At 53.4% G+C, this 23,130-nt stretch carries 23 protein-coding genes and 2 pseudogenes; 18 read left to right on the forward strand and 7 right to left on the reverse strand.

Annotation, left to right across the window (positions count from 1 at the left end):
- The first annotated feature begins 282 nt into the window (after positions 1 to 282).
- From ATI45_RS13555 to ATI45_RS22725, 3 genes and pseudogenes are all read left to right on the forward strand, one after another.
- Positions 283 to 651, forward strand: a complete 369-nt coding sequence (locus ATI45_RS13555) for a histone-like nucleoid-structuring protein, MvaT/MvaU family (RefSeq protein WP_098419975.1) — start codon at positions 283 to 285, stop codon at positions 649 to 651.
- Between the two features lie 25 nt (positions 652 to 676).
- Complete coding sequence (locus tag ATI45_RS13560; protein WP_098419977.1) at positions 677 to 991, forward strand: hypothetical protein; 315 nt, start codon at positions 677 to 679, stop codon at positions 989 to 991.
- A gap of 166 nt (positions 992 to 1,157) precedes the next feature.
- A pseudogene (locus tag ATI45_RS22725) lies at positions 1,158 to 1,475 on the forward strand (hypothetical protein); the annotation flags it as partial.
- 490 nt (positions 1,476 to 1,965) lie between these two features.
- Here the strand turns inward: ATI45_RS22725 and ATI45_RS13575 are convergent.
- Complete coding sequence (locus ATI45_RS13575) at positions 1,966 to 3,309, reverse strand: methyl-accepting chemotaxis protein (RefSeq protein WP_098419978.1); 1,344 nt, start codon at positions 3,307 to 3,309, stop codon at positions 1,966 to 1,968.
- Positions 3,310 to 3,541: 232 nt separating this feature from the next.
- On the opposite strand from ATI45_RS13575, the gene cobS reads away from it, so the two are divergent.
- Both cobS and ATI45_RS13585 read left to right on the forward strand, forming a co-directional pair.
- Positions 3,542 to 4,327 (forward strand): adenosylcobinamide-GDP ribazoletransferase, encoded by a 786-nt coding sequence (cobS, locus tag ATI45_RS13580; protein ID WP_098419980.1) that lies wholly within the window; start codon positions 3,542 to 3,544, stop codon positions 4,325 to 4,327.
- Positions 4,328 to 4,467: 140 nt separating this feature from the next.
- A complete protein-coding gene (locus ATI45_RS13585) occupies positions 4,468 to 5,316 on the forward strand; it encodes a DUF3037 domain-containing protein (protein ID WP_228735975.1) in 849 nt (282 codons plus the stop codon).
- 15 nt (positions 5,317 to 5,331) lie between these two features.
- On the opposite strand, the gene ATI45_RS13590 is transcribed toward ATI45_RS13585, so the two are convergent.
- Both ATI45_RS13590 and ATI45_RS13595 read right to left on the reverse strand, forming a co-directional pair.
- The gene (locus tag ATI45_RS13590) at positions 5,332 to 8,583 is read right to left on the reverse strand and encodes a type I restriction endonuclease subunit R (RefSeq protein WP_098419984.1); all 3,252 of its coding nucleotides are present in this window, start codon (positions 8,581 to 8,583) and stop codon (positions 5,332 to 5,334) included.
- A 154-nt stretch (positions 8,584 to 8,737) separates the two neighbouring features.
- A pseudogene (locus ATI45_RS13595) lies at positions 8,738 to 8,842 on the reverse strand (type II toxin-antitoxin system HigB family toxin); the annotation flags it as partial.
- 29 nt (positions 8,843 to 8,871) lie between these two features.
- Here ATI45_RS13595 and ATI45_RS13600 point away from each other — a divergent pair.
- On the forward strand, positions 8,872 to 9,072 hold the full coding sequence (locus ATI45_RS13600) for a stability determinant (RefSeq protein WP_098419985.1): 201 nt from the start codon (positions 8,872 to 8,874) through the stop codon (positions 9,070 to 9,072).
- Positions 9,050 to 9,253, forward strand: coding sequence for a type II toxin-antitoxin system RelE/ParE family toxin (locus ATI45_RS13605; RefSeq protein WP_098419987.1), 204 nt, complete (start codon positions 9,050 to 9,052; stop codon positions 9,251 to 9,253). Before ATI45_RS13600 ends, ATI45_RS13605 begins: the two co-directional genes overlap by 23 nt.
- Before the next feature lie 32 nt (positions 9,254 to 9,285).
- Here the strand turns inward: ATI45_RS13605 and ATI45_RS13610 are convergent, their stop codons facing one another.
- The 4 genes from ATI45_RS13610 to ATI45_RS13625 all read right to left on the reverse strand — a co-directional run bounded on the left by ATI45_RS13610 (position 9,286) and on the right by ATI45_RS13625 (position 13,770).
- Positions 9,286 to 10,638 carry a restriction endonuclease subunit S gene (locus tag ATI45_RS13610; protein WP_098419988.1) on the reverse strand — a complete coding sequence of 451 codons (1,353 nt, stop codon included), beginning with the start codon at positions 10,636 to 10,638 and terminating at the stop codon, positions 9,286 to 9,288.
- Positions 10,628 to 12,229, reverse strand: a complete 1,602-nt coding sequence (locus ATI45_RS13615) for a type I restriction-modification system subunit M (RefSeq protein ID WP_098419989.1) — start codon at positions 12,227 to 12,229, stop codon at positions 10,628 to 10,630. Before ATI45_RS13615 ends, ATI45_RS13610 begins: the two co-directional genes overlap by 11 nt.
- A 212-nt stretch (positions 12,230 to 12,441) precedes the next feature.
- Positions 12,442 to 12,948 carry a YSC84-related protein gene (locus tag ATI45_RS13620; protein WP_228736055.1) on the reverse strand — a complete coding sequence of 169 codons (507 nt, stop codon included), beginning with the start codon at positions 12,946 to 12,948 and terminating at the stop codon, positions 12,442 to 12,444.
- Between the two features lie 153 nt (positions 12,949 to 13,101).
- Positions 13,102 to 13,770, reverse strand: coding sequence for a DNA-3-methyladenine glycosylase I (locus tag ATI45_RS13625; protein ID WP_098419993.1), 669 nt, complete (start codon positions 13,768 to 13,770; stop codon positions 13,102 to 13,104).
- Between the two features lie 227 nt (positions 13,771 to 13,997).
- On the opposite strand from ATI45_RS13625, the gene ATI45_RS13630 reads away from it, so the two are divergent.
- Genes ATI45_RS13630 through ATI45_RS13680 form a run of 11 tightly spaced genes read left to right on the forward strand, consistent with a single transcriptional unit; the run spans position 13,998 to position 23,129 of the window.
- The gene (locus ATI45_RS13630; protein ID WP_098419994.1) at positions 13,998 to 15,539 is read left to right on the forward strand and encodes a YfcC family protein; all 1,542 of its coding nucleotides are present in this window, start codon (positions 13,998 to 14,000) and stop codon (positions 15,537 to 15,539) included.
- Between the two features lie 45 nt (positions 15,540 to 15,584).
- Positions 15,585 to 16,814, forward strand: a complete 1,230-nt coding sequence (locus ATI45_RS13635) for an arginine deiminase (protein WP_098419996.1) — start codon at positions 15,585 to 15,587, stop codon at positions 16,812 to 16,814.
- Between the two features lie 39 nt (positions 16,815 to 16,853).
- Positions 16,854 to 17,855, forward strand: a complete 1,002-nt coding sequence (locus tag ATI45_RS13640) for an ornithine carbamoyltransferase (RefSeq protein ID WP_098419997.1) — start codon at positions 16,854 to 16,856, stop codon at positions 17,853 to 17,855.
- A 34-nt stretch (positions 17,856 to 17,889) separates the two neighbouring features.
- Complete coding sequence (gene arcC / locus ATI45_RS13645; protein ID WP_098419999.1) at positions 17,890 to 18,813, forward strand: carbamate kinase; 924 nt, start codon at positions 17,890 to 17,892, stop codon at positions 18,811 to 18,813.
- Between the two features lie 18 nt (positions 18,814 to 18,831).
- Positions 18,832 to 20,271 (forward strand): F0F1 ATP synthase subunit beta, encoded by a 1,440-nt coding sequence (gene atpD, locus ATI45_RS13650; RefSeq protein WP_098420000.1) that lies wholly within the window; start codon positions 18,832 to 18,834, stop codon positions 20,269 to 20,271.
- Positions 20,268 to 20,678 (forward strand): ATPase, encoded by a 411-nt coding sequence (locus tag ATI45_RS13655; protein ID WP_098420002.1) that lies wholly within the window; start codon positions 20,268 to 20,270, stop codon positions 20,676 to 20,678. Before atpD ends, ATI45_RS13655 begins: the two co-directional genes overlap by 4 nt.
- Positions 20,675 to 21,013: an AtpZ/AtpI family protein gene (locus tag ATI45_RS13660; RefSeq protein ID WP_098420003.1), complete on the forward strand. Its 339-nt coding sequence runs from the start codon at positions 20,675 to 20,677 to the stop codon at positions 21,011 to 21,013. The genes ATI45_RS13655 and ATI45_RS13660 overlap by 4 nt, the downstream gene beginning before the upstream one ends.
- On the forward strand, positions 21,003 to 21,314 hold the full coding sequence (locus ATI45_RS13665) for an ATP synthase subunit I (RefSeq protein ID WP_098420005.1): 312 nt from the start codon (positions 21,003 to 21,005) through the stop codon (positions 21,312 to 21,314). Before ATI45_RS13660 ends, ATI45_RS13665 begins: the two co-directional genes overlap by 11 nt.
- Entirely contained in the window at positions 21,314 to 22,036 is a 723-nt protein-coding gene (locus ATI45_RS13670) for a F0F1 ATP synthase subunit A (RefSeq protein ID WP_098420006.1), read from the forward strand. Before ATI45_RS13665 ends, ATI45_RS13670 begins: the two co-directional genes overlap by 1 nt.
- Entirely contained in the window at positions 22,033 to 22,320 is a 288-nt protein-coding gene (locus tag ATI45_RS13675; protein ID WP_098420008.1) for a F0F1 ATP synthase subunit C, read from the forward strand. Before ATI45_RS13670 ends, ATI45_RS13675 begins: the two co-directional genes overlap by 4 nt.
- Positions 22,321 to 22,358: 38 nt before the next feature.
- Positions 22,359 to 23,129 carry a F0F1 ATP synthase subunit delta gene (locus tag ATI45_RS13680; protein WP_098420009.1) on the forward strand — a complete coding sequence of 257 codons (771 nt, stop codon included), beginning with the start codon at positions 22,359 to 22,361 and terminating at the stop codon, positions 23,127 to 23,129.
- The last annotated feature ends 1 nt before the right edge of the window (position 23,130 follow it).

The following is a 23,130-nucleotide window of genomic DNA, read 5'->3' on the forward strand; positions in this document are numbered from 1 at the left end:
TCGCCTTAAATATCGCAAAGTATCACGAAAGCAAAAAGATAGTTACTGGAAGATTCAATTGCAATGGCGAAGCGATAGACGGCCAGATCGTTTGGGTTAGTATCTGTACTGTTTTCAAAGCTCATACTATTTTTTTCCATAGTTACCAACTTTATTATCTTGTTACCGACTTTATTATGATCCCACAACTCCGTTGCATTGTGGCAATTCAATTTATCTGCCACAATGCAATCTTATGAAATAAGTAAATCATAAATTAACCAAAATCAAGTGGGGAACTGTATGGCAACGCTACGCGAATACATGAAAATTAAAGAACAAATGCAGAAAATGGAAAGTGATCTAGCTGCTATTGAGAACAACGAGAGCTTCCAGAATGATCTGAAGTTTTTCAACGAACTTGAAACTCTTTTAGAAATTTATGATAAAACAAAAAAGGAAACTGCGGAGCTGCTTAACCCGTACCAGGCTGAAGACTCGGCAAATGATGCCTTTACCAAAAAAGCCCGGAAACCGAGAGAGCCAAAAACTTACAAAAACCCCGAAACGGGTGAAACTGTTACCACTGCCGGGGGGAATCATACGGTTCTGAAAAAATGGCGTTCTGAAAATCCAGATTTAGACGTTTCAGACTGGCTAGTAACTGAATAACTATTAATAACTAAAGAGAAATACAATGACCAAATTTATTTTTGCTTTAACCGCTACTTTACTTTTGACCGCTTGCGGAAGCAGCAATATAGAGCCATTTTTAGGTACATGGATTGAAGTAAAAGATAATGGTTATGAACAAATGACGTTAACTGTTACAAAAGATTCAAGCGACAAGGTGAATATGTTGCATGACCGAATTATTACTAAAACGAACGTAACGTTTTTAGTTAGTGACGAAAAATTAGTTGATTTAAGAAATGACCAAACTAAATTTGAGTTAGATGGCGATTATCTGGTAACTGTTGACGCAGACCCCACGCGATACCAGAAAAAGTAAAAACCCTATTTTTTAATAACTAACTGTGGGGACATAATAAAGGTGGTAACAAAGCCCGCTTGTAGGCCTTACAGATGAGCCGACATACCAGATCCCAAAGAAATAAAGTTGGTAACTTTAGCCATAAATGGCGATTTCAGTGCAGGCTACTCTGTGGCCTGTACTAATGATGCTGTTTGACGAAGTGACCTCTGCACTGGACCCCGAAGTCATCAGCGAAGTTACCAGCGTAATACGCGGCCTGTTCGATCAGCACAACCTGACCATGCTGATGGTAACGCACCAGATTGGCTTCGCCCGGGAAATCTCAGACCGGATCTGCCTGTTCTTTGATGGCAAGATTGAAGAGCAGGGGTCGCCAGAAAGACTGCTGGACAACCCCCAGAACGAACGCACTACCAGGCTTCTTACCCAACTCTCTCCCAGCTCTAACCCGACTCCAGTTAGACTTACAGGCGTCTTCCATTGTCATGGCGCCGGGTAAAAACGCCTTGATATATTCGTCAGGCGTTACGGTTGCCATCATTTCATCAGAGACCATGTAGTCCTTAAGGGCTTTGTTGAATTCGGCGCGGAAGGCGCTGTCTTCAGGGCGGAAACCGACACCGACAACCTGTTTTGCACGCCCTACAAACACCTCTGGGTCAGAGATATCGAAACTTTCATTCAGGTCTGCGACGTGCTTGGCGTCCAGCACGTTAATGGGCACGGCATCGGTACGACCGGCGTACGCTCAGGGTGGGCCTGCAGCAAAACCTAGGCGAATCGACTCTCCTTCCGAGATTCGATCTTCAAGCGTTTCAGCCTGAGCCATACCGGCCGAAACCATCACGCCCAACGCGTGGTTTTTGTCCATCGATTGTTAAATAATGTCACCAGGTTGCCTCGCTTTTATCTCATTAATGAGTCTGATGATTATGCCTTAGATACAGGTCCTGACATTTCTTAACCACCGCCAGCTCCCGAGTGCTTTACTAATTGCGACCCAACTGCGCGATCATATCGTCAAGCAAGGCCACCACTTCTTCGGAACTGTGATTCAGGCTCCCCACCAAACGGGTAGACGTCTCGTCGTAACGGTCGCTATTCAACTTACCGCTATAGAACGACTGCGCCGCTTCGTAAAGTTCCCGGCCCACTTTGTGTACCTGCGGATGAACCTGATTAATCAGGGTGTCAGCACCTTTCAAACCGCGCGCACCCGCGGCTTTCTGAGTGATCAGGAACTCGCCAAGACGGCACTGGGTGTGATCACGTATTTCTGAGGCCGAAATCGCCGGTTCGTTGAATATCGCAAAGCGGATAATTTTGTCTACCCACACCACGTGGTCATGCTTGGCAGTCGCCAGCGCCATCTGCGGTGAATTTGCCTGCAAATACTCGAACCCGGCATCATTATTATGGCGCAGCGGCGCAATAGTGCTCACCAGCTCCTGAAAAATACGGCCCAGCGCCGCAGAGTCCTCCGAGTTAGCACTGACCTGGCACGCCATATCCCCGGAAACCTGGCTTTGCTCTTCCGCCGCTGAAGCGATGGAAGAAGCTAGGTCAACGTTCTGAACCGACGACTCTCGGGCCCTACGAATAACTTCAGCCACCCGCTCGCGGCTCTGCCCGGACAGCTGTACAGCTTCAACCGAATTTGCCAGGCGCGCCTGAACACTTTCGGAACCAGAAATAATGTCGCTCACAATGCCATTGATTTCACTGGCGGCACCAGAGCTGCGCGACGCCAACTGGCGCACTTCATCGGCAACCACGGCAAAACCGCGGCCCACATCGCCGGCCCGGGCCGCTTCGATGGCCGCGTTCAACGCCAACAGGTTGGTCTGGTCAGAAATTTCATTAACGACGTTGGTCAGCGACTCAATTCGTTTGGTTTGCGCGGCCAGTGCTTTCATTTCTTCATTAGCTCGAGTCAGCACCGTATCGACCTCGGCCAGCTTGGCCTCCATGTCGTCCAATGCCTCTGTAGACTCCTTTGTGTAGTTGTTCACACTGGAGGCCTGCTGCAGAACATCCTGCCCCAGACTGCCCACTTCCACCGCGCTGGCAGACATTTCTTCAATGGCCGCCGACAGAGTCTGGATTTTTTCTACTAAACTGTTGATGCGATGATCAAACTCCAGCGCGCCCTGGCCCAGAGTGGATACGTGTTGTGCCACAGAGACCATGCTATTGGCGATGCCAAGTTCATTACGCTCCGTCGCGCCCATATACTCAACCAGCGGCGCCAACCATTGTGGGTAGGTATCCGGGGCGCCGTCATCAATCACTGCTTGAAGTGCCTTTCGAGCCTGGTTTTGTGTAAGAAACATAGGTGTACTCCTTTTGTCAGCTTTTCAAAGAATCTTTGCAGAATAACGTTTTTTGAGCGCTATTCTGGCTTTAAATATGTGTCTCTGTTATCGACAGGTACAAATATTTCTTGAATCTACAACGCTCAATATTACGCCTTTTAACAAAGGTTTAAGGCCACCGCGGCATGACGCCACATTCGGCGCAGTCAATCCGGTACTATCCCAGGCTGACACCCATACGGAGTTCGCTTTGACAGGTCCAGATCATACACCCCAACAGACTAAGACCGCCGCTGCCCGCGAGTGGCAAGCATTCTGGCTGGCCGTCGGATTTTTAACCCGCATACCCATGCTGGTGTCGATTGATTATTCCCAAAAACTGATGAACCAGTGCAGCGTGTACTTTCCACTCGTCGGTTTGTTGCTGGGCGCCCTGTACGTGGGACTGTTTGCGCTACTGGGGCTGTTCTGCAGCCCGCTGGTCAGCATTCTGCTGGTGCTGTGTTTTCATCTGTTCATTACCGGCGCTTTTCACGAAGACGGGCTGGCGGATAGCGTGGACGCGTTTGGCGGCGGCTATACCGTTGAAAAGCGGCTGGAAATCATGAAAGACAGCCGCATTGGCACCTATGGCACGGTAGCACTGGTGCTGGCGTTAGCGCTTAAAGTCGCCCTGCTGGTGGAAAGCCATCACATCATGCTGGCGCTGCTTCTGGCACCGGCTATCAGTCGGCAAACACCACTTTTGTTGATGTCATTCCTGAATTACGTGACCGATCCCGACAAAAGCAAAAGCAAACCGGTGGCCGAAGGCTTTTCCCGCCGGCGGCTCGGGTACAGCAGTGGGTTTACCCTGCTGGTGGCATTGCTGTTCAGCGCCTGGCTGCCCGGTTTATGGCTGCTGGCATTGGTGGCTGTGGTTGGAACTGCTTTACTGTGGGGCTGGTATTTAAAACGCCAGCTTGGCGGCTATACCGGCGATGCACTGGGGGCCAGCGTGGTTTTTTGTGAGCTGGTGTTGCTATTGGGAATGTAGACACTACATTGACTCCCAATATCACGCCCTTATAGAGTGGCTTTTGACAGGGACAAGAGAAAGGAATCAACCAACCTGAATCTGAACTTAGTACTTGAAAATCTTCAACGCTTTAACAACAGTGATTTCTGGAGCAGGAAATGACTAGGTTCGCGTGTCATTACGCCATAGTGCGATTTATGCCTTACATCGAAACCGGCGAGTTTGCCAATGTTGGTGTATTGTTGTGGATACCAAAAACACGCCATTTGAGCTTCAAGTTATTGCGTCGAAAATACGCCCGGATTACCCAGTTTTTTGAAGAGCTGGACAAAGCCGTTTACCTGAAAACCATGGCTAATATAGAGGCAGAACTGCTTAGAATTCAAAGCATGCTACTTCACAACACAACCACCGAGTTTAGTAGTCAGGGCATGGAATACGGCTTTCATAAAGGCATCTTCGACGAGCTTATTCGTCCCAGAGAAACCATCGCGCGATTCAGCGAGCGGCGTAGCATTCTTTCTGAAGATCCACAAAAAACCCTGCAAGAGTTATTCAACTATTACGTTGGCCGGAACTTTGTAACCAGGGAATACCAGGAAACGGTTCTGGAAAAAGGTATAAAAAAACTACTTGAACAAAGCAACCTGGCTCGCCACTTTTCAAAACGGAAGGTTGAAGATCACCTATACAGCGTGACATTCCCCTTTGTCGAACAAGACGACAACAAAACGACTAAGGTTATAAAACCGCTATTTCTCGGGCAAGCGGATTCTACAGCGATTATTGAGCACGGCGATCACTGGAAGCTCAAGGTGAACCAGCTGAGGAAGCGTAACTTGCTTCATGGCCCGGTTTTGTTCCCGGTTAAAGGTCCTGAAGACGTTTCCCCTGCAGACATCAGGTTTCAGGCATTTGAAGAAGCACGGGATTCTTTGGCGGACGATGCCATTGAGGTGGTGCTATACACTGAAAAAGCCAGAATTCTGGAGTTCGCCGCTCATTAGTCGTTAGGCGCCACTTCAAGATCCGCCGCTGGCCTCGCTTTGTTTGGAATGGTGCTTGAAATTTTCCGCCTGCTCAAAAATCTCTTTGTACACCTCATCACGGTCTACCGGCGGGTAGCCGTGTTTTGCCAGCAGCAGAATCAGGCCAACTTTCAATTCCGCCTTGATGTCCTCGCGCTGGTTCCAATCGGTGTACTTTACCTTTTCCTGCACCACCACTTTTACCGCTTTCGCCAGGGGTAACAGCTTGTCTTCGGCGTAGCTGAAGTCGTACTTGATGGCCAGGTCTTTCAGAATGTCGTAAAAGGCTTTTTCTTCAAGGTCGATACCCAGCTCCTCAAAAGAACCGAGTTCCTGCTTCAGCGCTTGAATCAGATCCATATAGCGGTCGATGATGGTATCGGTGAAATCTTCCAGCACATTGCTGACCAAAACATCGTCTTCCTTGCGTTCGTTGTAGTGCTCCACCAGGGCTTTGAGTTTCTTTGAAAAATCCACACCCTTGGTTTTATTTACCTTTTTGAAGTCATCAATGGCTTTCGCCAACAACTGTTGCAGCAGTTTGATTTTTGTATTCGGTAGTTTGATCTTGTCGATTTTGGCCAGGTAATCGTCGTCAAAAATGTCAGTTTCGCCCTGGCTCTCGCTGCCCATTTTGAAAATCTCTTCCACGCCGTCACTTTTCAGCGCTTCGGCGACCATCTGCCGCACTTTGGCATTCATCTGAGCGCTGTCCGGCGCATTGCCACGGGTCAGTTTGAACACAATGGCGCGCACCGCCAGGTAAAAATGAATCTGGTCACGCTCGCCCTGGCTAACACCCTCCGAGCCGCTGCAAATGTCGTAGGCTGCTTTCAGGCGCTTCACCAAGTGCATAAAGCGTTTTTCAAACTTGTCAGTGGTCTGGGCGAACTCGGCCGCTCTGTTCAGGCAGTGCAGCTGTTCCAAGGGGCTGCCGTTGTAATAAGGTTGACTGTCGAACGAGTGGAACAGTTTGTTGAGCAGGTCAAGGTGGTCTTTCACCACCACGATAGACTGATTGATCTCTTCAATATTCTGCTGATCCGCTTTGTTGTAGTGTGCCAGTGCCAGATTCATTTGCTTTTTGATGCCGATGTAATCCACCACCAGGCCCTTATTCTTGCCCTCGAACTTACGGTTCACCCGGGAGATGGTCTGGATCAGGTTGTGGCGTTGAATGGGCTTATCAATGTACAAGGTATCCAGAAACGGCACGTCAAATCCGGTCAGCCACATATCCACCACAATGGCGATTTTGAAGTTGGATTTGGCGTCTTTAAACTGAGTGGCCAGGTCCTTGCGGTAGTCTTTGCTGCCCAACAAGTCATAAAGTTCTTTTTCGTCATCCTGGCCCCGAGTCATGATCATTTTGATCCGCTCCAAAGGTTTAAGTGCTTTTCGTTCCTGGTCGCTCAAATCTGCTTCCGCTTCACACACCAATACATCGTTCCAATGGGGCCGCAAGGCAATCACTTCCTGAAACAACGCCCAGGCAATATCCCGTTTGCTGCACACAAACATCGCCTTGCCCTTGACCGATGAACCCTCTTCCACTCGCCGATCATAATGGTTCACAAAATCCAGCGCTAAGGCCCGCAACCGGTCCGGGTCGCCCAGAATGGCGTTCATCTGCGCGCTGGCCTTTTTGCTTTCCTCGATCTGATAATCACTGGCGCCGTCATCGGCACAGCGCGCGTAATAGGCTTCGATTTCTTCCAGTTTGCTGTTATCCAGAATCACCTTGGCCGCACGGCCTTCGTACACAATGCGCACGGTGATCTCGTCGTGTACCGACTCGGTCATGGTGTAGCTGTCCACCACCTCGCCGAACACATCCAGGGTGGCGTCGATGGGAGTGCCGGTGAACCCCACGTAGGTCGCATTGGGCAAAGAGTCGTGCAGGTATTTAGCGAAGCCGTAGGTGCGCTGCACGCCTTTGTCGGTTACGCGTACTTTCTGATCCAGGTTGATCTGGCTGCGGTGGGCCTCGTCCGAAATCACAATAACGTTGGTGCGATCAGTAAGTAATTGGGTGTCCTCGGTAAATTTATGAATGGTGGTCAGAAACACCCCGCCACTGCTGCGGCCCTTGAGCAATTCGCGCAAATTGGCACGGCTTTCCACGCTCACAACCGCCTGGTCGCCAATGTAGTGTTTGGCGTTGGTAAACTCGCGGGACAGTTGGTCGTCTAAATCGGTACGGTCGGTAATCAGCACAAGCGTGGGGCTTTCAAAGGCCAGACTCTTCATCAACAAACGCGCCAAAAACAGCATGGTAAAGCTTTTGCCGCAGCCGGTTGCGCCAAAGTAGGTGCCGCCCTTGCCATCGCCTTCAGGCTTTCGGTGTTGCAGAATATTGGCATACAGCTTATTCGCGGCGTAAAACTGCGGGTAACGGCACACCACTTTTACTTCCTGCTTGGACACATCCGGAAAGTAAATAAAGTGACGAATCACCTGGCGCAGCCGATCCTGATTGAATAGGCCCTCAATCATGGTGTGCAGGCTATCAATGCCATCTTGCCCAATAATTTCGTTACCGGTTACCTTGCGCCAGGTATAGAAAAACTCATAAGGCGCAAACAACGAGCCCATCTTGCTGTTCACCCCGTCGCTGATCACGCACAGGGCGTTGTACTTCATCAACTGGGGAATATCACGGGTGTAGCGGGTAGTCAGTTGCACGTAGGCATCGTGAAGGGTGGCTTCTTCGCGCACCGCGCTCTTGAACTCGAACACCACCAGCGGCAGGCCGTTAATATAAAGAACCGCATCGGGAATCCGCTTCTCGCTGCCGGTGACCTCCATCTGGTTTACCAGCTTGTAAATATTCCGCGGGCCGCCGTAGTTTTCCGGCACTTCCGCCGCCAGCGTGAGCACTTCCCCCTCACGGGGCAGGCGCATTTCAGCCAGGCCCTGGTAATCAATCAGTTGGATATACAGATCTTTGCGACTGCGGTCTTCCCGTTTCAACAAGAAGCCGTCGGCGACCATTTTATGAATGGTTTTGTTGGATTCGTACAAGTCCAGCGCAGGCAGGCTTTCCAGCCGGCGAATGATAGAAGCGACCTCCGCCCCGGTAATGTGATCGGCTGCGTAACGCTGTGTCAGAAACACCGTTAAATCGGCTTTAATCAGCACATCGGTGGGCTCACGCATCAGCGAAGAACAGGGGCAATGGGGGTAACCCTGAGCCTGCAGCAGTTCGATGATGGCCTGTTCCAGCCGTGCCTCATTAAAGCTCATTATTTGCCCCTACGCTGTTTAGCCGTATCGATGAGTCGAGTGTTTTATCAGGCTTTCGGCGAGTTTGCCTCCGCTATCATCAGAGACTTAATTTCTTTAAGCGTCTCACTATAGTCTGTGTCCGATTTAATGGGACGAATGTCCATAATTCACCTCAGATTGTCTGTACATCGATTTCGTCGTACTGCCGATGGGTACCGACAAAACGGATGTAAACCACTCGATATGGGTAGTTAATCCAAACCATCAACCGATACTGTATACTGCTTTGAGAAGAGGAGACAAAACATGAACGCTCAATTATCACCGATCGTGTCCGAATTCGAAACCGAGGAACAAGCGGCCAGCTATGATCTCTGGTTCCGCGCCAAAGTGCAGGAACCGATGAGCAGCACAAAGCCAAAACTGGCACATGACGAAGTCATGTCGAAGGTGCGGGCTGAACTTGAAGAACGCAGGAAAGCCCGTGCTAACCGTCCGCTGGTCTGAGGAAGCCACCAGCGACCTTATTGAAATCATCGATTACATCGACCAGCGTAACCCCATAGCGGCGCTATCTCTACACTCTGAAATATTGCGCACCGTAGAAAGCCTTCCGGCGGCGCCTCTGATCTTCAGAGGCGGGCGAGTAACCGGCGCTCGCAAGCCACCCCCTTTGGCTCATCCATGAACCTAGCCATGAAATCAGAGCACCTCGGCGATTTACTGCTCGCCTTCGGGGATGCGGAGTTCGCCGGAGAGGAGTTTGGGAAGGAGAATATCGCGAAGCTTTGTAACCTCTTCGATATTCTCAGAGACGGAAAGCACCTTTGAATATACCGCTTTTGCTTGTTGGTTAAAGGCGTTCAGCACTCCCGAGTTTGGTACCAAAAATGGAATCGGCCGAAAGTTCTTTTTGCTGATTTCCATGAAGGTACTTCCGTTGGCGCGATCCGTTATCTGCCTCATGTTAAAATGGGCCCATGAAAGCAGATACATGGCACCGTAACTGTCATTCGGCAACATAGCGATAATTCCCTGATTCACGGAAACTGGAATATTGCTGATAGCTAAATAACCAATAGGCGCCCTTGACGACATTAGCACTACGCCAGCGGGCAGCTGGCCGGATGTGATCTTTTGAACGCCCGCGTCGGTCAAATAGCGCTCTGTATGCGTCACGACAATCGAGTCGAGTCTCGACATGTCTTTTGGAGTGCAGAACGCATGAACGCCGTCATCCCAGAAAATGGGGTTTTTAGTGCTGGGAGTGCCGCCCCCCATTATCTCGACTTGCTCGCCGACGGTACTAACCTCCCACCCCTCCGGCACCCATCCCATTTCCTCGGTTAACACAAACCGATCCGGGAACTGATGCTGAATGGCGGCAGGCAGGGGTTTGCGCTGGTCACCCAGAGCTTTGCGGGCTTCGGCGCGGGCGTGGAGTGGTTCGGGAATGGGGTTGCCGGCGGCCAGGGCGTTGTCGATCACCGGGTCGAAATCGACGAACCAGCTTTTGAACAAGGCTTGGGCCATGGTTTCCAACGTGGTGTTCATTTGATGGTTTAGATCGATTTTAGCATCAAGGCTGCTAAGAACGCTGGCAATACGCTTCTGGATTGCCAGCGGTGGCAGAGGGATTTCTAACTGAGAGATTGCCCTGCCAGTCAAATGCTGAATTGTGGTTCCAGTGAAATAGGGAGCAAGAATTCCGGTTCGGTAAGCTTCCGTGAACCAATAGTGAAGGTAATAGTTATTGAGACCTTGTAATGGCCTAATTCGGTGCAGTGCTTTTTGAATTTTCATGCCTGGAATGTGATCTTTCCATATTGCGCAGCGGCCGGGTTCACCGCCCTCGCAAACAATCAAGTCGCCAAATCTCAGGCCATACCGATCATGTTCATTTTTCTCAAATCGCATTTCAGCAAGGTCATCCAGTTCGAAACTTCCCCAACGGACATTCTTGTTGCCGAGGTAGGGGTAAAGTTCGCCACGATTCTTCTCTTTGTCGAGCATCTTCCCCAGACAAGAATCAACATGGTCACCTAGCCGCACTTTGGGCCACTCACGCCCCATAACCCAACCCCTCTAAATTCGCCCGAATCGCCGCATCCAGACTCTCGCCTTCCGCCATCTGCTGGTAAAGGGTCTGGCTCAGTTCGATCATTTTCACTTCAAAGGGAATGCCGTCATCTTCAATCGCAGCTGCGCCCACATAGCGGCCAGGGGTAAGCGCGTAGTCGTTAGCTTTGATATCAACCAGAGTGGTGGCTTTGCAGAAACCGGGTAGGTCTTCATAACCGCCGTCTTTAGCCTCACCGCGCCAGGCGTGGTAAGTGCGGGTTATTTCGGCGATGTCGTCGGCGGTGAGTTCTTTATGGGTGCGGCTGATCATAGAGCCCATATTGCGGGCGTCGATGAACAGGGTTTCGCCTTCGCGGTTACGGTGGTTGCTGTCGCTGTGGCCGGCAATGGTCTGTGCCTTTTTGTTCTTGGTAACGAACCACAGGCACACCGGAATCTGGGTGGTGTAGAACAGTTGGCCCGGCAGGGCGATCATGCAGTCCACTAGGTCGTTTTCAATCAGCTTCTGGCGAATAGCGCCTTCGCCGCTGGTGTTGGTCGACATGGAACCGTTGGCCATAACAAAACCGGCAGTACCCTGGGCAGACAGTTTGGACACCATGTGCAGTATCCACGCGTAGTTGGCGTTGCCGGTGGGCGGCGCATCGTAACCGGCCCAGCGCGGGTCGGTGCTGAGCTCATCCGCGCCGCGCCAGGCTTTCATGTTGAACGGCGGGTTCGCCATGATGAAGTCGGCTTTCAAATCCGGGTGCTGGTCTTTGAAGAAGGTGTCCGCTGGAACATCACCGAGGTTGCTGGCAATGCCACGAATGGCCAGGTTCATTTTTGCCAGCTTGTAGGTGGTAGCGGTGTATTCCTGGCCGTATATAGAAATGTCTTTTTGGTTGCCCTCGTGGTTGCGCAAAAACTTCACGGACTGCACAAACATGCCGCCGGAACCGCAGCAGGGGTCGTAAATTTTGCCCTGATAAGGCTCGATCATTTCCGCCAGCAGATTAACAATGCACTTTGGGGTATAAAATTCGCCGCCGCCCTTGCCTTCGGTGGCCGCGAATTTACCGAGGAAGTATTCGTATACCCTACCCACCAGGTCTTCTTCATTACCCTCTGGCCCGGCACTGCTTTGGTCACTCACGGTGGCGATGTTGTTGATGGAATCAATCAACGCCGCCAGCTTGCTCGCTTCCAGCCCCATGCGTGAAAAGTAGTTGTCCGGCAATGCGCCTTTCAGTGACGGGTTCAGCTTTTCAATGGCATAGAGCGCAGTGTCGATTTTTATCGCGATGTCGTCTTGCTTGGCCTGTTTCTGCAGGGTGTTCCAGCGGGCGTGCTCCGGCAGGTAGAACACGTTTTTCATGGTGTAGAATTCCACCATGTCTACGTAGGCGTCTTGCCCCTCAGCAATCAGCGCCTGCTTGCGGGCTTCAAACTTGTCACTGACGAATTTGAGGAAGATCAGGCTCAGCACTACGTGCTTGTATTCCGACGACTCCACTGTGCCGCGTAGCTTGTCGGCGGTGTCCCAGAGGCTTTGTTCGAAGGTGCGGGTGTTCTTTTTTACGGAGGAAGACTGCTTGCTCATAAACTGCCTTTGTTTACGGACGCGGTATTAAGAGGCGATGGTAATGGTTCGAATAAAGGGCAGTATGATAGCGCTTACCGGGGGTTTGGCCTAACTCTCTGCTGGGTTCTCCACTGAACTCGCCGCTGAAAATAGAAAAACAAGGCTGCGGATGAGGAGTCCACCCGCAGCCTTGCCTGCGCCTTATAACTTAGCCGTCAATACAGGATAGCTTAACGGTCAATGCGGGATATTTTAGTACCTTCAATACTCAGCCCCGCCATCAGGCCCTGCTGGCTGTAAATAAACGCATAAGCATCGTCTTTCAGGGACGAGGTCGACAGGTTTCTAGCCACGCCTTCGTCAACCAGAACGACAGTCGGACCAACACCAATTTCCCAGCCGTTGGTTTTCTCAAGGTAGGCCACGGCGGAATCTGTCATCAGAAACACGGCGTAAGCGTACGACTGTGCTCCGGCCTGCAAACCCCAGGAACCGGTGATGGAATTGTAGTAATCAGTCACGGCCGAGCCTTTCAATAACACGCCTTCGCCATAGCTGCCGCCAAAGACCAGGCCGGCTTTTACGATATTGGGGAACACCAAAATACCTTTGGCACTTTTCGATAAAGTTTCAGCCACCGGATGAACTTTATATAGCGTATCCAACGACTGCATTGCATTGCGGTCAAGATCTTCAGCGCTTGCCGCCAGCGCCGGATTCGCAACGGTCATTACCATGACGGACGTTAGCGCGAATACAAATCCAAAAAAGGTTTTACCTAAACGATTCATGACACAGTCCTCCTGAGTGTTCACCAAACTATAGATCTGTTGGCTGAAAACTAACCGTTACAGCTGGGACACATTGCCTTAACCATCGATTGACTCGCTTTAACTATCGATTGAATAAGAGGCTATTCGCGACAGTTGGCTGTAAGGCAGGCCGGTTTCGTCGTGCCAGGCATTGAATGCCGCCTGCACCTGGCACAGGCCTTTCTTACTGCTCGTTGATGCATCCAGAAGCTTGGCCTGGCGCAGCACCTGAATAACATCGTTGGACATAATAAAACCGTCCCAGCCCACCCGGCGCAGAAAATACTGGGCGCTGTTACCACCCAGGCGTGAACCGTGGCGCTTTAACCACAGCAGCAATCCGGCCTGGTCAGACGACGGCCACTGGCGCAGAAACGCACCAAAACTGCCGTGCTCGTGGACTGTGTCCATAATCATGCGGGCGTTTTCCGGCACCGTGCGGATTTTTTGCAGGTTGCGCACGATGCGTTCGTCCATGGCCAGTGCCTCTAGAACGTCCGGCGGCACCTGCTGCCAGTAGGCTGGTACGAAGCCGTGAAAGGCGGCTTCAAAATCCGGCCATTTTTTGTCGATCACCCGCCATACAAAACCCGCCTTGAACACACAACAGGTGATTTCTGCCAAATAACGGTCGTCACTGCGCTGTTCCAGCGCGCTGGCCGGCGGCGGCGTGGGTAACCAGGCGTTTAACTCTTCAACGCCGCCTTTGCGCGCAATCGCGCGCTCATGAATTTCTGAAAAGCGCATGGCATCTTGTCTTTTAGGGTGTGGATGGGTTGCTGGAAATTAATAATGCATTCGCACAATAGTGACCCGACTCAATTCCGATTTTCCATTTCTCAACTACCTTGAAGGTTAACGATCCGGAAATCGTGGCCCCACCTGGCTGGGCAAGGCTAAAACGTTCGCAGCCAGGATCGGGATCTTTCATTGGCTCTATTTATAGCTGTCGGTGTGGATAAAGGAGAAATGCTGTGAACAATAAAAACAACCCCCCGAAAACCCCTTCTGACGATTCGTCAGATCCTGTAAATAGCTCGCCAACTAGCTCTCCAGACCTCTCTCCAAATAATTCTCAAAATAACTCTTCAGACAACCCGGAACACGATCTGGCAACGCGGTTTCCTACCGCCTACACCATTCTGTTTATGCTGATTATATTTGTAGCTGCGTTGACCTGGGTTATACCTGCCGGCCAATACGACCGGGTGATGAACGAAGAGGTCGGGCGCGAGGTGGCCGTGCCGGGCACCTATAAAGTTGTCGAACCCAACCCCCAGGGTTTCGTGGACATAATGCTCGCACCCACCGCCGGCTTTTATGATCCGGACAGCTATGTGGCCAACGCGATAGATGTTGCCCTGTTCGTCATTTTCCTGGGTGGCTTTCTGGGTGTGATGAACTCCACCGGCGCCATTGATACCGGCATACGCAGTGCCATGCGCCACCTTAAGGGCCATGAAATCTGGATGATCCCGATACTAATGACCCTGTTTGCCATCGGCGGCACCACCTATGGCATGGCCGAAGAGACCCTGGCGTTCTATGCCATTCTGATCCCGGTCATGATGGCCGCCGGCTACGATGCTGTCACCGGGGTAGCCATTATTCTGGTGGGGTCCGGTATCGGCGTACTGGGTTCCACCATCAACCCGTTTGCCACCGTTATCGCCGCCAATGCAGCCGGCATCCCGTTTACCGATGGCATTGTCGTGCGTTTTATTCTGCTGATCGGCGGGTTGCTGATTTGTGCCGCCTACGTCATGCGTTACGCAATGCGCGTCAAAGCGGATCCATCCCGCTCTGTTGTAGCCAAACAATGGGATGCTCACCGCCGGCTGTTTCTCAGCGAGTCTAGTGAGGGTGTTGATGACTCCACACTCAACAAGACCCAGATCGTCGCCCTGCTGATTTTTGCTGCAACCTTTGTGTTTATGATCTGGGGCGTGTCTTCACAGGGCTGGTGGATGGCCCGCATGGGCGCGCTGTTTTTTGGCTCGGCCATTGTGATCGGTATTGTTGCCCGCCTTGGCGAGAAAAAACTCACCGGCAGTTTTGTCGATGGCGCCCGTGATCTTTTGGGCGTTGCACTGGTGGTCGGGCTGGCCCGCGGCATCGTGGTCATTATGGACCAGGGCATGATTGCCGACACCATTCTGCACAGCGCCGAAAACTCGCTGGGCGGGCTGCCCGAGCTGGCGTTTATAAACCTGATGTTCTGGATTGAAGTGGGCATGAGTTTCTTTGTGCCGTCGTCTTCAGGCCTGGCCGTGTTGTCTATGCCAATTCTTGCACCGCTGGCAGATTTCGCTGATGTCGGGCGGGACCTGGTTGTGACCGCTTTTCAATCCGCTAACGGCCTGGTTAACCTGATCAACCCCACATTCGCCGTAGTGGTTGGCGGCCTGGCCATTGCGCGAGTGTCTTACGACCGCTGGATCGCTTTTATCTGGCCTTTGTTGTTGATTCTTACCGTTTTCATTTCGGTGGTCATCAGTGCTGCGGCATTGCTTTGATAATCATTATAACAATGACAAAGCCATACACATTGGAGATTAATCATGTCTGAATTAACACTTGGGGTGCATTCTGAAGCCGGAAAACTGCGGCAGGTTATTGTTTGTCGCCCTGGCCTTGCCCACCGCCGGCTTACGCCGTCTAACTGTGACGATCTGCTATTTGACGACGTGTTCTGGGTGAAGCAGGCTCAGAAAGATCATGACGTATTTTCCGAGCTTATGCGGTCACGGGGTATTGAAGTTTTAGACGTCAACGATTTATTGGCAGAAACTTTAAACATACCCGAAGCCCGCAAATGGATTCTTGATCATCGAATCACCTGGAACGATATCGGCGTCGGGATGATTTCCGATCTTCGTGCCTGGATGGACGAGCTGCCGGGCACAAAACTTTCCGAGTACCTGATTGGCGGGCTGGAAGTAGCAGACTTGCCCTTTGATCCAACCGGTCTTTTCGGCAACCACCTGGGGCATTACGGTTTTGTGCTGCCACCGCTGCCCAACTATCTGTTCACCCGCGACAACAGTGCATGGATTTACGGTGGTGTTGTTCTCAACCCCATGTACTGGGCCGCGCGGAAACCCGAAACCCTGCTGATGGCCGGCATTTACCGTTTCCACCCGAAGTTTGCTGGAAAAGCAGATGTGCTCTGGGGCGACCCTACCAAGAATCATGGCCTGGCAACGCTTGAAGGCGGCGACATCATGCCTGTGGGCAATGGCACCGTACTGGTGGGCATGGGCGAGCGCTCATCACCCCAGGCCGTAGGCCAATTAGCAAATGCTTTGTTTGAAAAAGGCACCGCGGAGCGGGTGATTGCCTGCCAGATTCCAAAATCCCGCACCGCCATGCACCTGGACACCATCTTTACTTTCTGCGGCGGCAATGTGGTTACCGCGTTCAAGGAAGTGGCGGACGAAGTGATCTGCTATGACCTGCGCGCCGGTGAAGGCAAAACACACCTGTCTTTCCGCCAGGACTCACGGCCTTTGTTTGATGTGGTGGCAGAGGTTCTGGGCTACAAATCCCTGGTAGTGGTTCCAACCGGTGGTGACGACCCCGCCGAGCGCGAGCGAGAGCAGTGGAACGATGGCAACAACGTGCTGGCCATAAGCCCGGGCGTGGTGATTGGCTACGACCGGAACGACGACACCAACGCGGCCCTTAAAGCGGCGGGTATTGAAGTGCTGGCCATTCCAGGTGCTGAACTGGGCCGTGGCCGGGGCGGCGGACGCTGCATGAGCTGCCCCACGATTCGTGACGCTATCTAATCGAACCTGACCGCACCTGCACCCAAGAGGACAAAGAATATGGCTTTTAATCTGAAGAATCGCCACTTCCTGACCCTGCGGGATTTCTCCCCGCAGGAGATCAGCTTTCTGCTTAAGCTGTCGACCGATCTGAAAGCGGCAAAATACGCCGGCACCGAGGTACCGCAGCTTATCGGCAAGGAAATCGCGCTTATATTTGAAAAGAACTCCACCCGCACACGAGTTGGGTTCGAAGTGGCCGCTTACGATCAGGGCGCCAGAGTGACCTATTTAGGGCCCTCTGGCACCCACATCGGGCACAAGGAGTCGGTAAAAGACACGGCTCGGGTATTGGGCCGGGTTTACGATGCCATCGAATACCGCGGTTTTGGTCAGAAGATTGTCGAGGAGTTGGCAGAGTTTGCCGGTGTACCGGTTTATAACGGTCTGACCGACGAGTTCCACCCGACGCAGATTCTTGCGGACTTTTTGACCATGCAGGAGCATGTTGAGAAGCCGCTGCACCAGGTGGCCTATGCGTTTCTGGGCGACGCCGCCAACAACATGGGCGACAGCCTGCTGATTGGTGGTGCCAAAATGGGCATGGATGTGCGCTTGTGTGCACCCAAAATCTGCTGGCCGCAGCAATCCATTCAGGACGAAGCCCAGGCGATTGCAAAGGAAACCGGCGCCCGCATTACCCTTACCGAAGATGTAGATACAGCCGTGACCGGGGTCGACTTTGTTTACACCGACGTTTGGGTGTCTATGGGCGAGCCAAAAGAAAAGTGGGGTGAGCGCATAAAACTGTTAATGCCCTATCAGGTGAACGCGGCGGTGATGGAAAAAACCGGCAACCCCCGTGCCCGCTTCATGCATTGCCTGCCGGCGTTCCACAATACCGACACCATCGTGGGTAAGGAAATTCAGGCAGAGTTCGGAATCAGTGCCATGGAGGTCACCGACGAGGTGTTTGAAAGCCCTGCATCGATTGTTTTCGACCAGGCAGAAAACCGCATGCACACCATTAAAGCGGTCTTGGTAGCCACTCTCGGGGCCTGATTCCGGCGCGGAATGCTGATAAAGGACACACATTATGCTGATTGTTGCAGCTCTGGGCGGTAACGCCCTTTTGAAACGCGGCGAACCACTGACCGCCGAAGCCCAGCGCACCAATGTTCGAACAGCAGCCTTATCGCTGGCCGAACTGGTGCGCGCCGGGCACCAGCTGGTAATTACCCACGGTAACGGCCCCCAAGTGGGTTTGTTGGCTTTGCAGGGCGCCGCCTATAAGCCGGAAGAAGCTTATCCGCTGGATGTTCTGGGGGCCGAGACCGGTGGTATGATCGGCTACATGATTGAGCAGGAGCTGGAAAATGCTCTGGGTCATGATCGCCCGGTGGCAACCCTGCTTACCCAGGTTGTTGTAGATCCGAACGATCCCGCTTTTGCCAATCCGACCAAATTTATTGGCCCGGTGTACGATAAGGCAGAAGCGGAATCCCGCGCCGCGGCCGCCGGCTGGCATATCGCAGCCGATGGCGACAAATGGCGCAGGGTAGTGCCCTCCCCTGCACCCAAAGAAATTCCGGATATGCGCGTACTGAAACTATTGCTGGATCAGGAGGTGGTCATAATCTGTACCGGGGGTGGCGGCATTCCAGTGCTGCGCCGTAACGACGGCAGCATGACCGGTGTAGAAGCGGTTATCGACAAAGATGCCGCCAGTGCTTTGCTGGCGAGGGAGTTGGGCGCCGACGCGCTGCTATTGCTGACCGACGTGGATGCTGTTTATCGTGACTTTGGTAAACCCACTGCCGCTCCGGTTCGCACCGTTACACCGGCCCAGGCAAGAACACTGGACGTTCCCGCCGGGTCCATGGGGCCGAAAGTAACGGCGGCCTGCGACTTTGCGGATACCGGAGGCATCAGTGGCATTGGCCGGTTAGAAGATGCGCTTGCCATTCTTGAAGCGCGCGCGGGCACACTCATCACAGGATCATCCACTCACAACCCTTAACGTTTCAGGCGCTTCGCCATGTTGAATCAAGCTGTTCCGGGCTCAGGTCAGGGTAGCCCGGAGCCTAAGTCTGTTACTGATCATCTCGCAAATGGCGAACTTGACGGAGAGGTAGTCGGCATTCGCGGTGGCGTTGTTGACGTTCTTTTTCCGCAAGACTCTCCGCGTATTCACGATTTGCTTTACGCCGGCAATCTGGCGCTGGAGGTCACGTCCTTACTGGAAAGCGGCGCCGTGCGCTGTATGGCGCTGGCCCCGGTGCGCGGGCTGGGCCTGGGTGTTTCTGTGCGTGCTACCGGAGCACCCATCCTGGTCCCGGTCGGAGACGCTGTTTTGGGCCGCATGCTGAACGTCTTCGGCGAGCCCATTGATAACAGACCTGCTCCTGCCACCGACATTCGCCGTTCTATTCACCAGCCGCCACCGGCGCTGGAAGACCGCGTGGTGCACAGCGATATTCTGGAAACCGGCATCAAGGCCATTGATCTGCTGTCGCCTATCGAGCGCGGCGGTAAAACCGGGTTGTTTGGCGGCGCCGGTGTGGGCAAAACTGTGCTGATCACCGAGCTGATTAACAACACCGTGCAGGAATACGAGGGCGTCAGCCTGTTTTGCGGCATTGGCGAACGCTCCCGTGAAGCCGAAGAACTCTACCGGGAAATGGGCGACGCCGGCGTGCGCGACAAAACCGTGATGGTGTTCGGGCAGATGAATGAGGCTCCCGGTGTGCGCTTTCTGGTGGGTAAAACAGCGCTCACCATGGCCGAATATTTCCGTGACGATAAGAAACAGGACGTTTTGCTGCTGATCGACAACATTTTCCGCTTTGTTCAGGCAGGCTCGGAAGTGTCCGGTTTGATGGGCCGTATGCCGTCACGGGTGGGCTACCAACCCACACTGGCCACCGAACTGGCCACCTTGGAGGAGCGCATCACCTCCACCCGCAACGGTTCCATCACCTCTATTCAGGCGGTATACGTGCCGGCGGATGACTTCACTGACCCGGCCGCTGCACATATTTTTTCGCACCTGTCCGCTTCGGTGGTGCTGTCGCGCAAGCGCGCCAGCGAGGGATTGTACCCGGCCGTCGACCCTCTTGCCTCGGCTTCTGTGATGCTGACGCCGGCGGTTGTCGGCCAGCGCCACTACGACATCGCCCGCGCGGTGCGGCGTACCCTGGCCGATTATGAGGACTTGCGAGACATTATTTCCATGCTGGGTATGGAAGAACTGTCGGCCGCCGATCGCGCCGTCGTGGCGCGGGCGCGACGTTTGGAGCGCTATCTGACCCAGCCGTTTTTCACTATTGGTTCGGTCGACGGCGCCAACGGCAGGCGAGTGCCCATCAAAGACACGCTGAACGACTGCGAAACGATACTCAACCAGACTGAATTCAACGATAACGAAAGCGACTATTACATGATTGGCTCGCTGAAAGATTTGGCGTCATCGTCATGAGCCTGGCAAACGTGATGACGGTTACGCTAAGGCTACCTACCCGCACTCTGTTCGAAGGCCGCGCACAGCGGCTGTTTGCCACCGCCGTCAACGGTGCCTTTGGCATGCTGCCCAACCATACCGACTTTGTCACCGCGCTGGTGCCGTCGGTGCTGATTCTAACGGACGAAACCGGTGAAGAGCTGTTTTTTGGCATCGACGAGGGCCTGCTGGTGAAAACCGGCCATCAGGTAGACATCGCCATTCGCCGGGGTGTTCAGGGCGACAGTCTGGACACCCTGAACGACACCATACAAACGGCCTTTGTGGAGGTAGATGAAGAAGAGCGGGTAGCCCGGTCAGCGCTATCACGCCTCGAAGCCAACATTGTCCGGCGCTTTGGCGACTTACGGAAACCCACGCTATGAGCAGCCGCAAAGACCGCTCTGCCGACGACATCCGCCGCAGCACTGAACGGCTGCAGCGCGCCCGCAAACAGCCTGGGGCCAGCCCATTAAGAGGCCTCGGCGCCTTTGGCATGATTGGCTGGTCGGTAGCGGTACCCGCCGTTGCGGGGGCATTTCTGGGGTTATGGCTGAACAAGGTAGCGCCGCAGAATTTTTCCTGGCCCATCGCGCTGATTCTGGGGGGTATTGTGGTGGGTGCCATGATCGCCTGGAACTGGATTGACAAAGAAACCCCAAAAGCCGACGGCGATAATAACCACACAGACGCCAACGAAGGAGACAAACATGACGGTTGACTGGTCAGCTGTATTGCTGGGATTGACCGTAGGGGTGGCCGTCAGCAGCGTATTTTTTGTCGGGCTGGCCTGGGGTATGAAACGCGCTCTGCGTTCGCGCCAGCCCGAAGCCCTGTTATTGCTCAGCGCAACCGTGCGCATCATCATGCTGCTGGGCGTCGGTTTCTGGCTTGCCACCAGCAGTGCCACAGCCTGGCCCATGGCCGGTTTCGCCCTGGCATTTCTGTTAGTGCGTATGGTCGTAGTGCTCTGGGTCAGAAACCGGGAAACCATAACTTTGCCGGAACAGGGGGGCACGTAATGCAATTTTCACCGGACAACATCATTGTGCTCACCCTCGGTGGCTGGGGCCTGAACGCGACCATCGTGAATACCTGGGTCGTGATGGCGCTGCTGGTGGGCATTTCCTGGTTCGTTACTCGCAACCTGCGCGCCGACGTACCCCCCGACCGCCTGCGTACTGCGCTGGAAGTGATCGTAAAACTGATTCAGGGCCAGATTGAGGAAATCACCCAGAATTCAGCCCGCCACGTGATGTACTTCGCTGGCACTCTGTTTCTGTTTATTGCGTTGTCGAATCTGATGCTGGTGATTCCCGGCTTTTCACCGCCCACCTCGTCGTTGTCGACCACCATGGCCCTGGCGCTGTCGGTGCTGGTCGCTGTTCCGGTGTTCAGCATTGCCAGCGGCGGCGTAAAAAGCTACCTGCGAACCTTTATTGAACCCTCTGTCATCATGCTGCCATTCAACATCATCAGCGAATTTTCCCGTGGTATCTCGCTGGCTATCCGCCTTTACGGAAACGTGATGAGCGGGGCCGTTATTGCCGCCATTCTACTGACCGTCGCACCATTTTTCTTCCCAGTGCTGATGGACATGCTGGGCCTTCTCACCGGCATGATCCAGGCCTACATCTTCGCCATTCTGGCCACCGTCTATATTTCCTCTGCTACCGCGGAAAAAGAGCACACAATATCACCCAAACAAACACAGCCGCCGTCCCACAACGAGGAACAATCATGACCGATCTTGCCATTATCGCGGCAATCTCTATTTTTACCGCCGGTTTCACCATAGCGATTGGCTGCATAGGGCCGTCCCTGGCTGAAGGGCGTGCGGCCGCGGCCGCTATTGCCGCCATTGCCCAGCAGCCAGACGCTGCGCCTACTCTGTCCCGTACCCTGTTCGTCAGCCTGGCGATGATTGAATCCACCGCCATTTACTGTTTTGTGGTGGCGATGATTCTTATCTTCGCCAACCCGTTTTGGGACGCTGCTTTACAGGCCGTGGCGGCAACCGCCAGCTAGCCTGCCATTTGGCTGATTCACCCAACAGGTCAACCATTATGTCCATTGACTGGATTACCGTTTTGGCACAGCTCGCCAACTTTCTGGTGCTGGTGTGGCTGCTGAAACGCTTCCTGTACCGCCCCATTCTGGACGGTATTGACGCGCGCGAAGCTGAAATTACCAAAAGCATGGCCGCCGCCGGTGAAGCTCAGCAAAAAGCCCAAGCCGCACAAGTCGACTTCCAGCAGCAGAAAAAACAGCTGCAGTCTGACCAAGACGCCATGATTCAGAAAGCGCTGCGCGATACTGAAGACCAGCGCGACGGCTTGCTGGCCGAAGCCCGCGCCCGGTTGGAGCAGGAACAACAAGACTGGCGCAAGCACCTGGAACGGGAACGCGAAAGATTCACCGCCAGGCTACAGCGGGCCGGACAGGAGACCCTGTTGGAACTCACCCGCAAGGCCCTTCGTGACCTGGCCGATGAAACCCTGGAACAGGCCATAGTGCGCCATGTGGGCAAGCGGCTGGAACCGTTGGTGGACGAATTGAAGAAGGCCGCAGCGGGAAGTACTCAGGCCACAGCAACCACCCGAGAGCCTTTGCCGGAAACCGCGCAATCACAGCTAAAAACCGATCTCGAAAAACGGCTGCCAGCCATGGCACTGAGCTTTGAAACCGATACGGATCAGGCTCCCGGACTGATTCTGCGAATAGGCGGTGCCCAAGTGGCGTGGACGGTTGACAGTTATACCGACGAATTTCGTGCCCTGCTAAACGAGCGTCTGGCCACCGGCGCTTCAGGCCGGGCAAAAGCTGAGGCTGAATGAT

Source organism: Marinobacter sp. LV10MA510-1 (genome assembly GCF_002563885.1).
Classification (GTDB): domain Bacteria; phylum Pseudomonadota; class Gammaproteobacteria; order Pseudomonadales; family Oleiphilaceae; genus Marinobacter.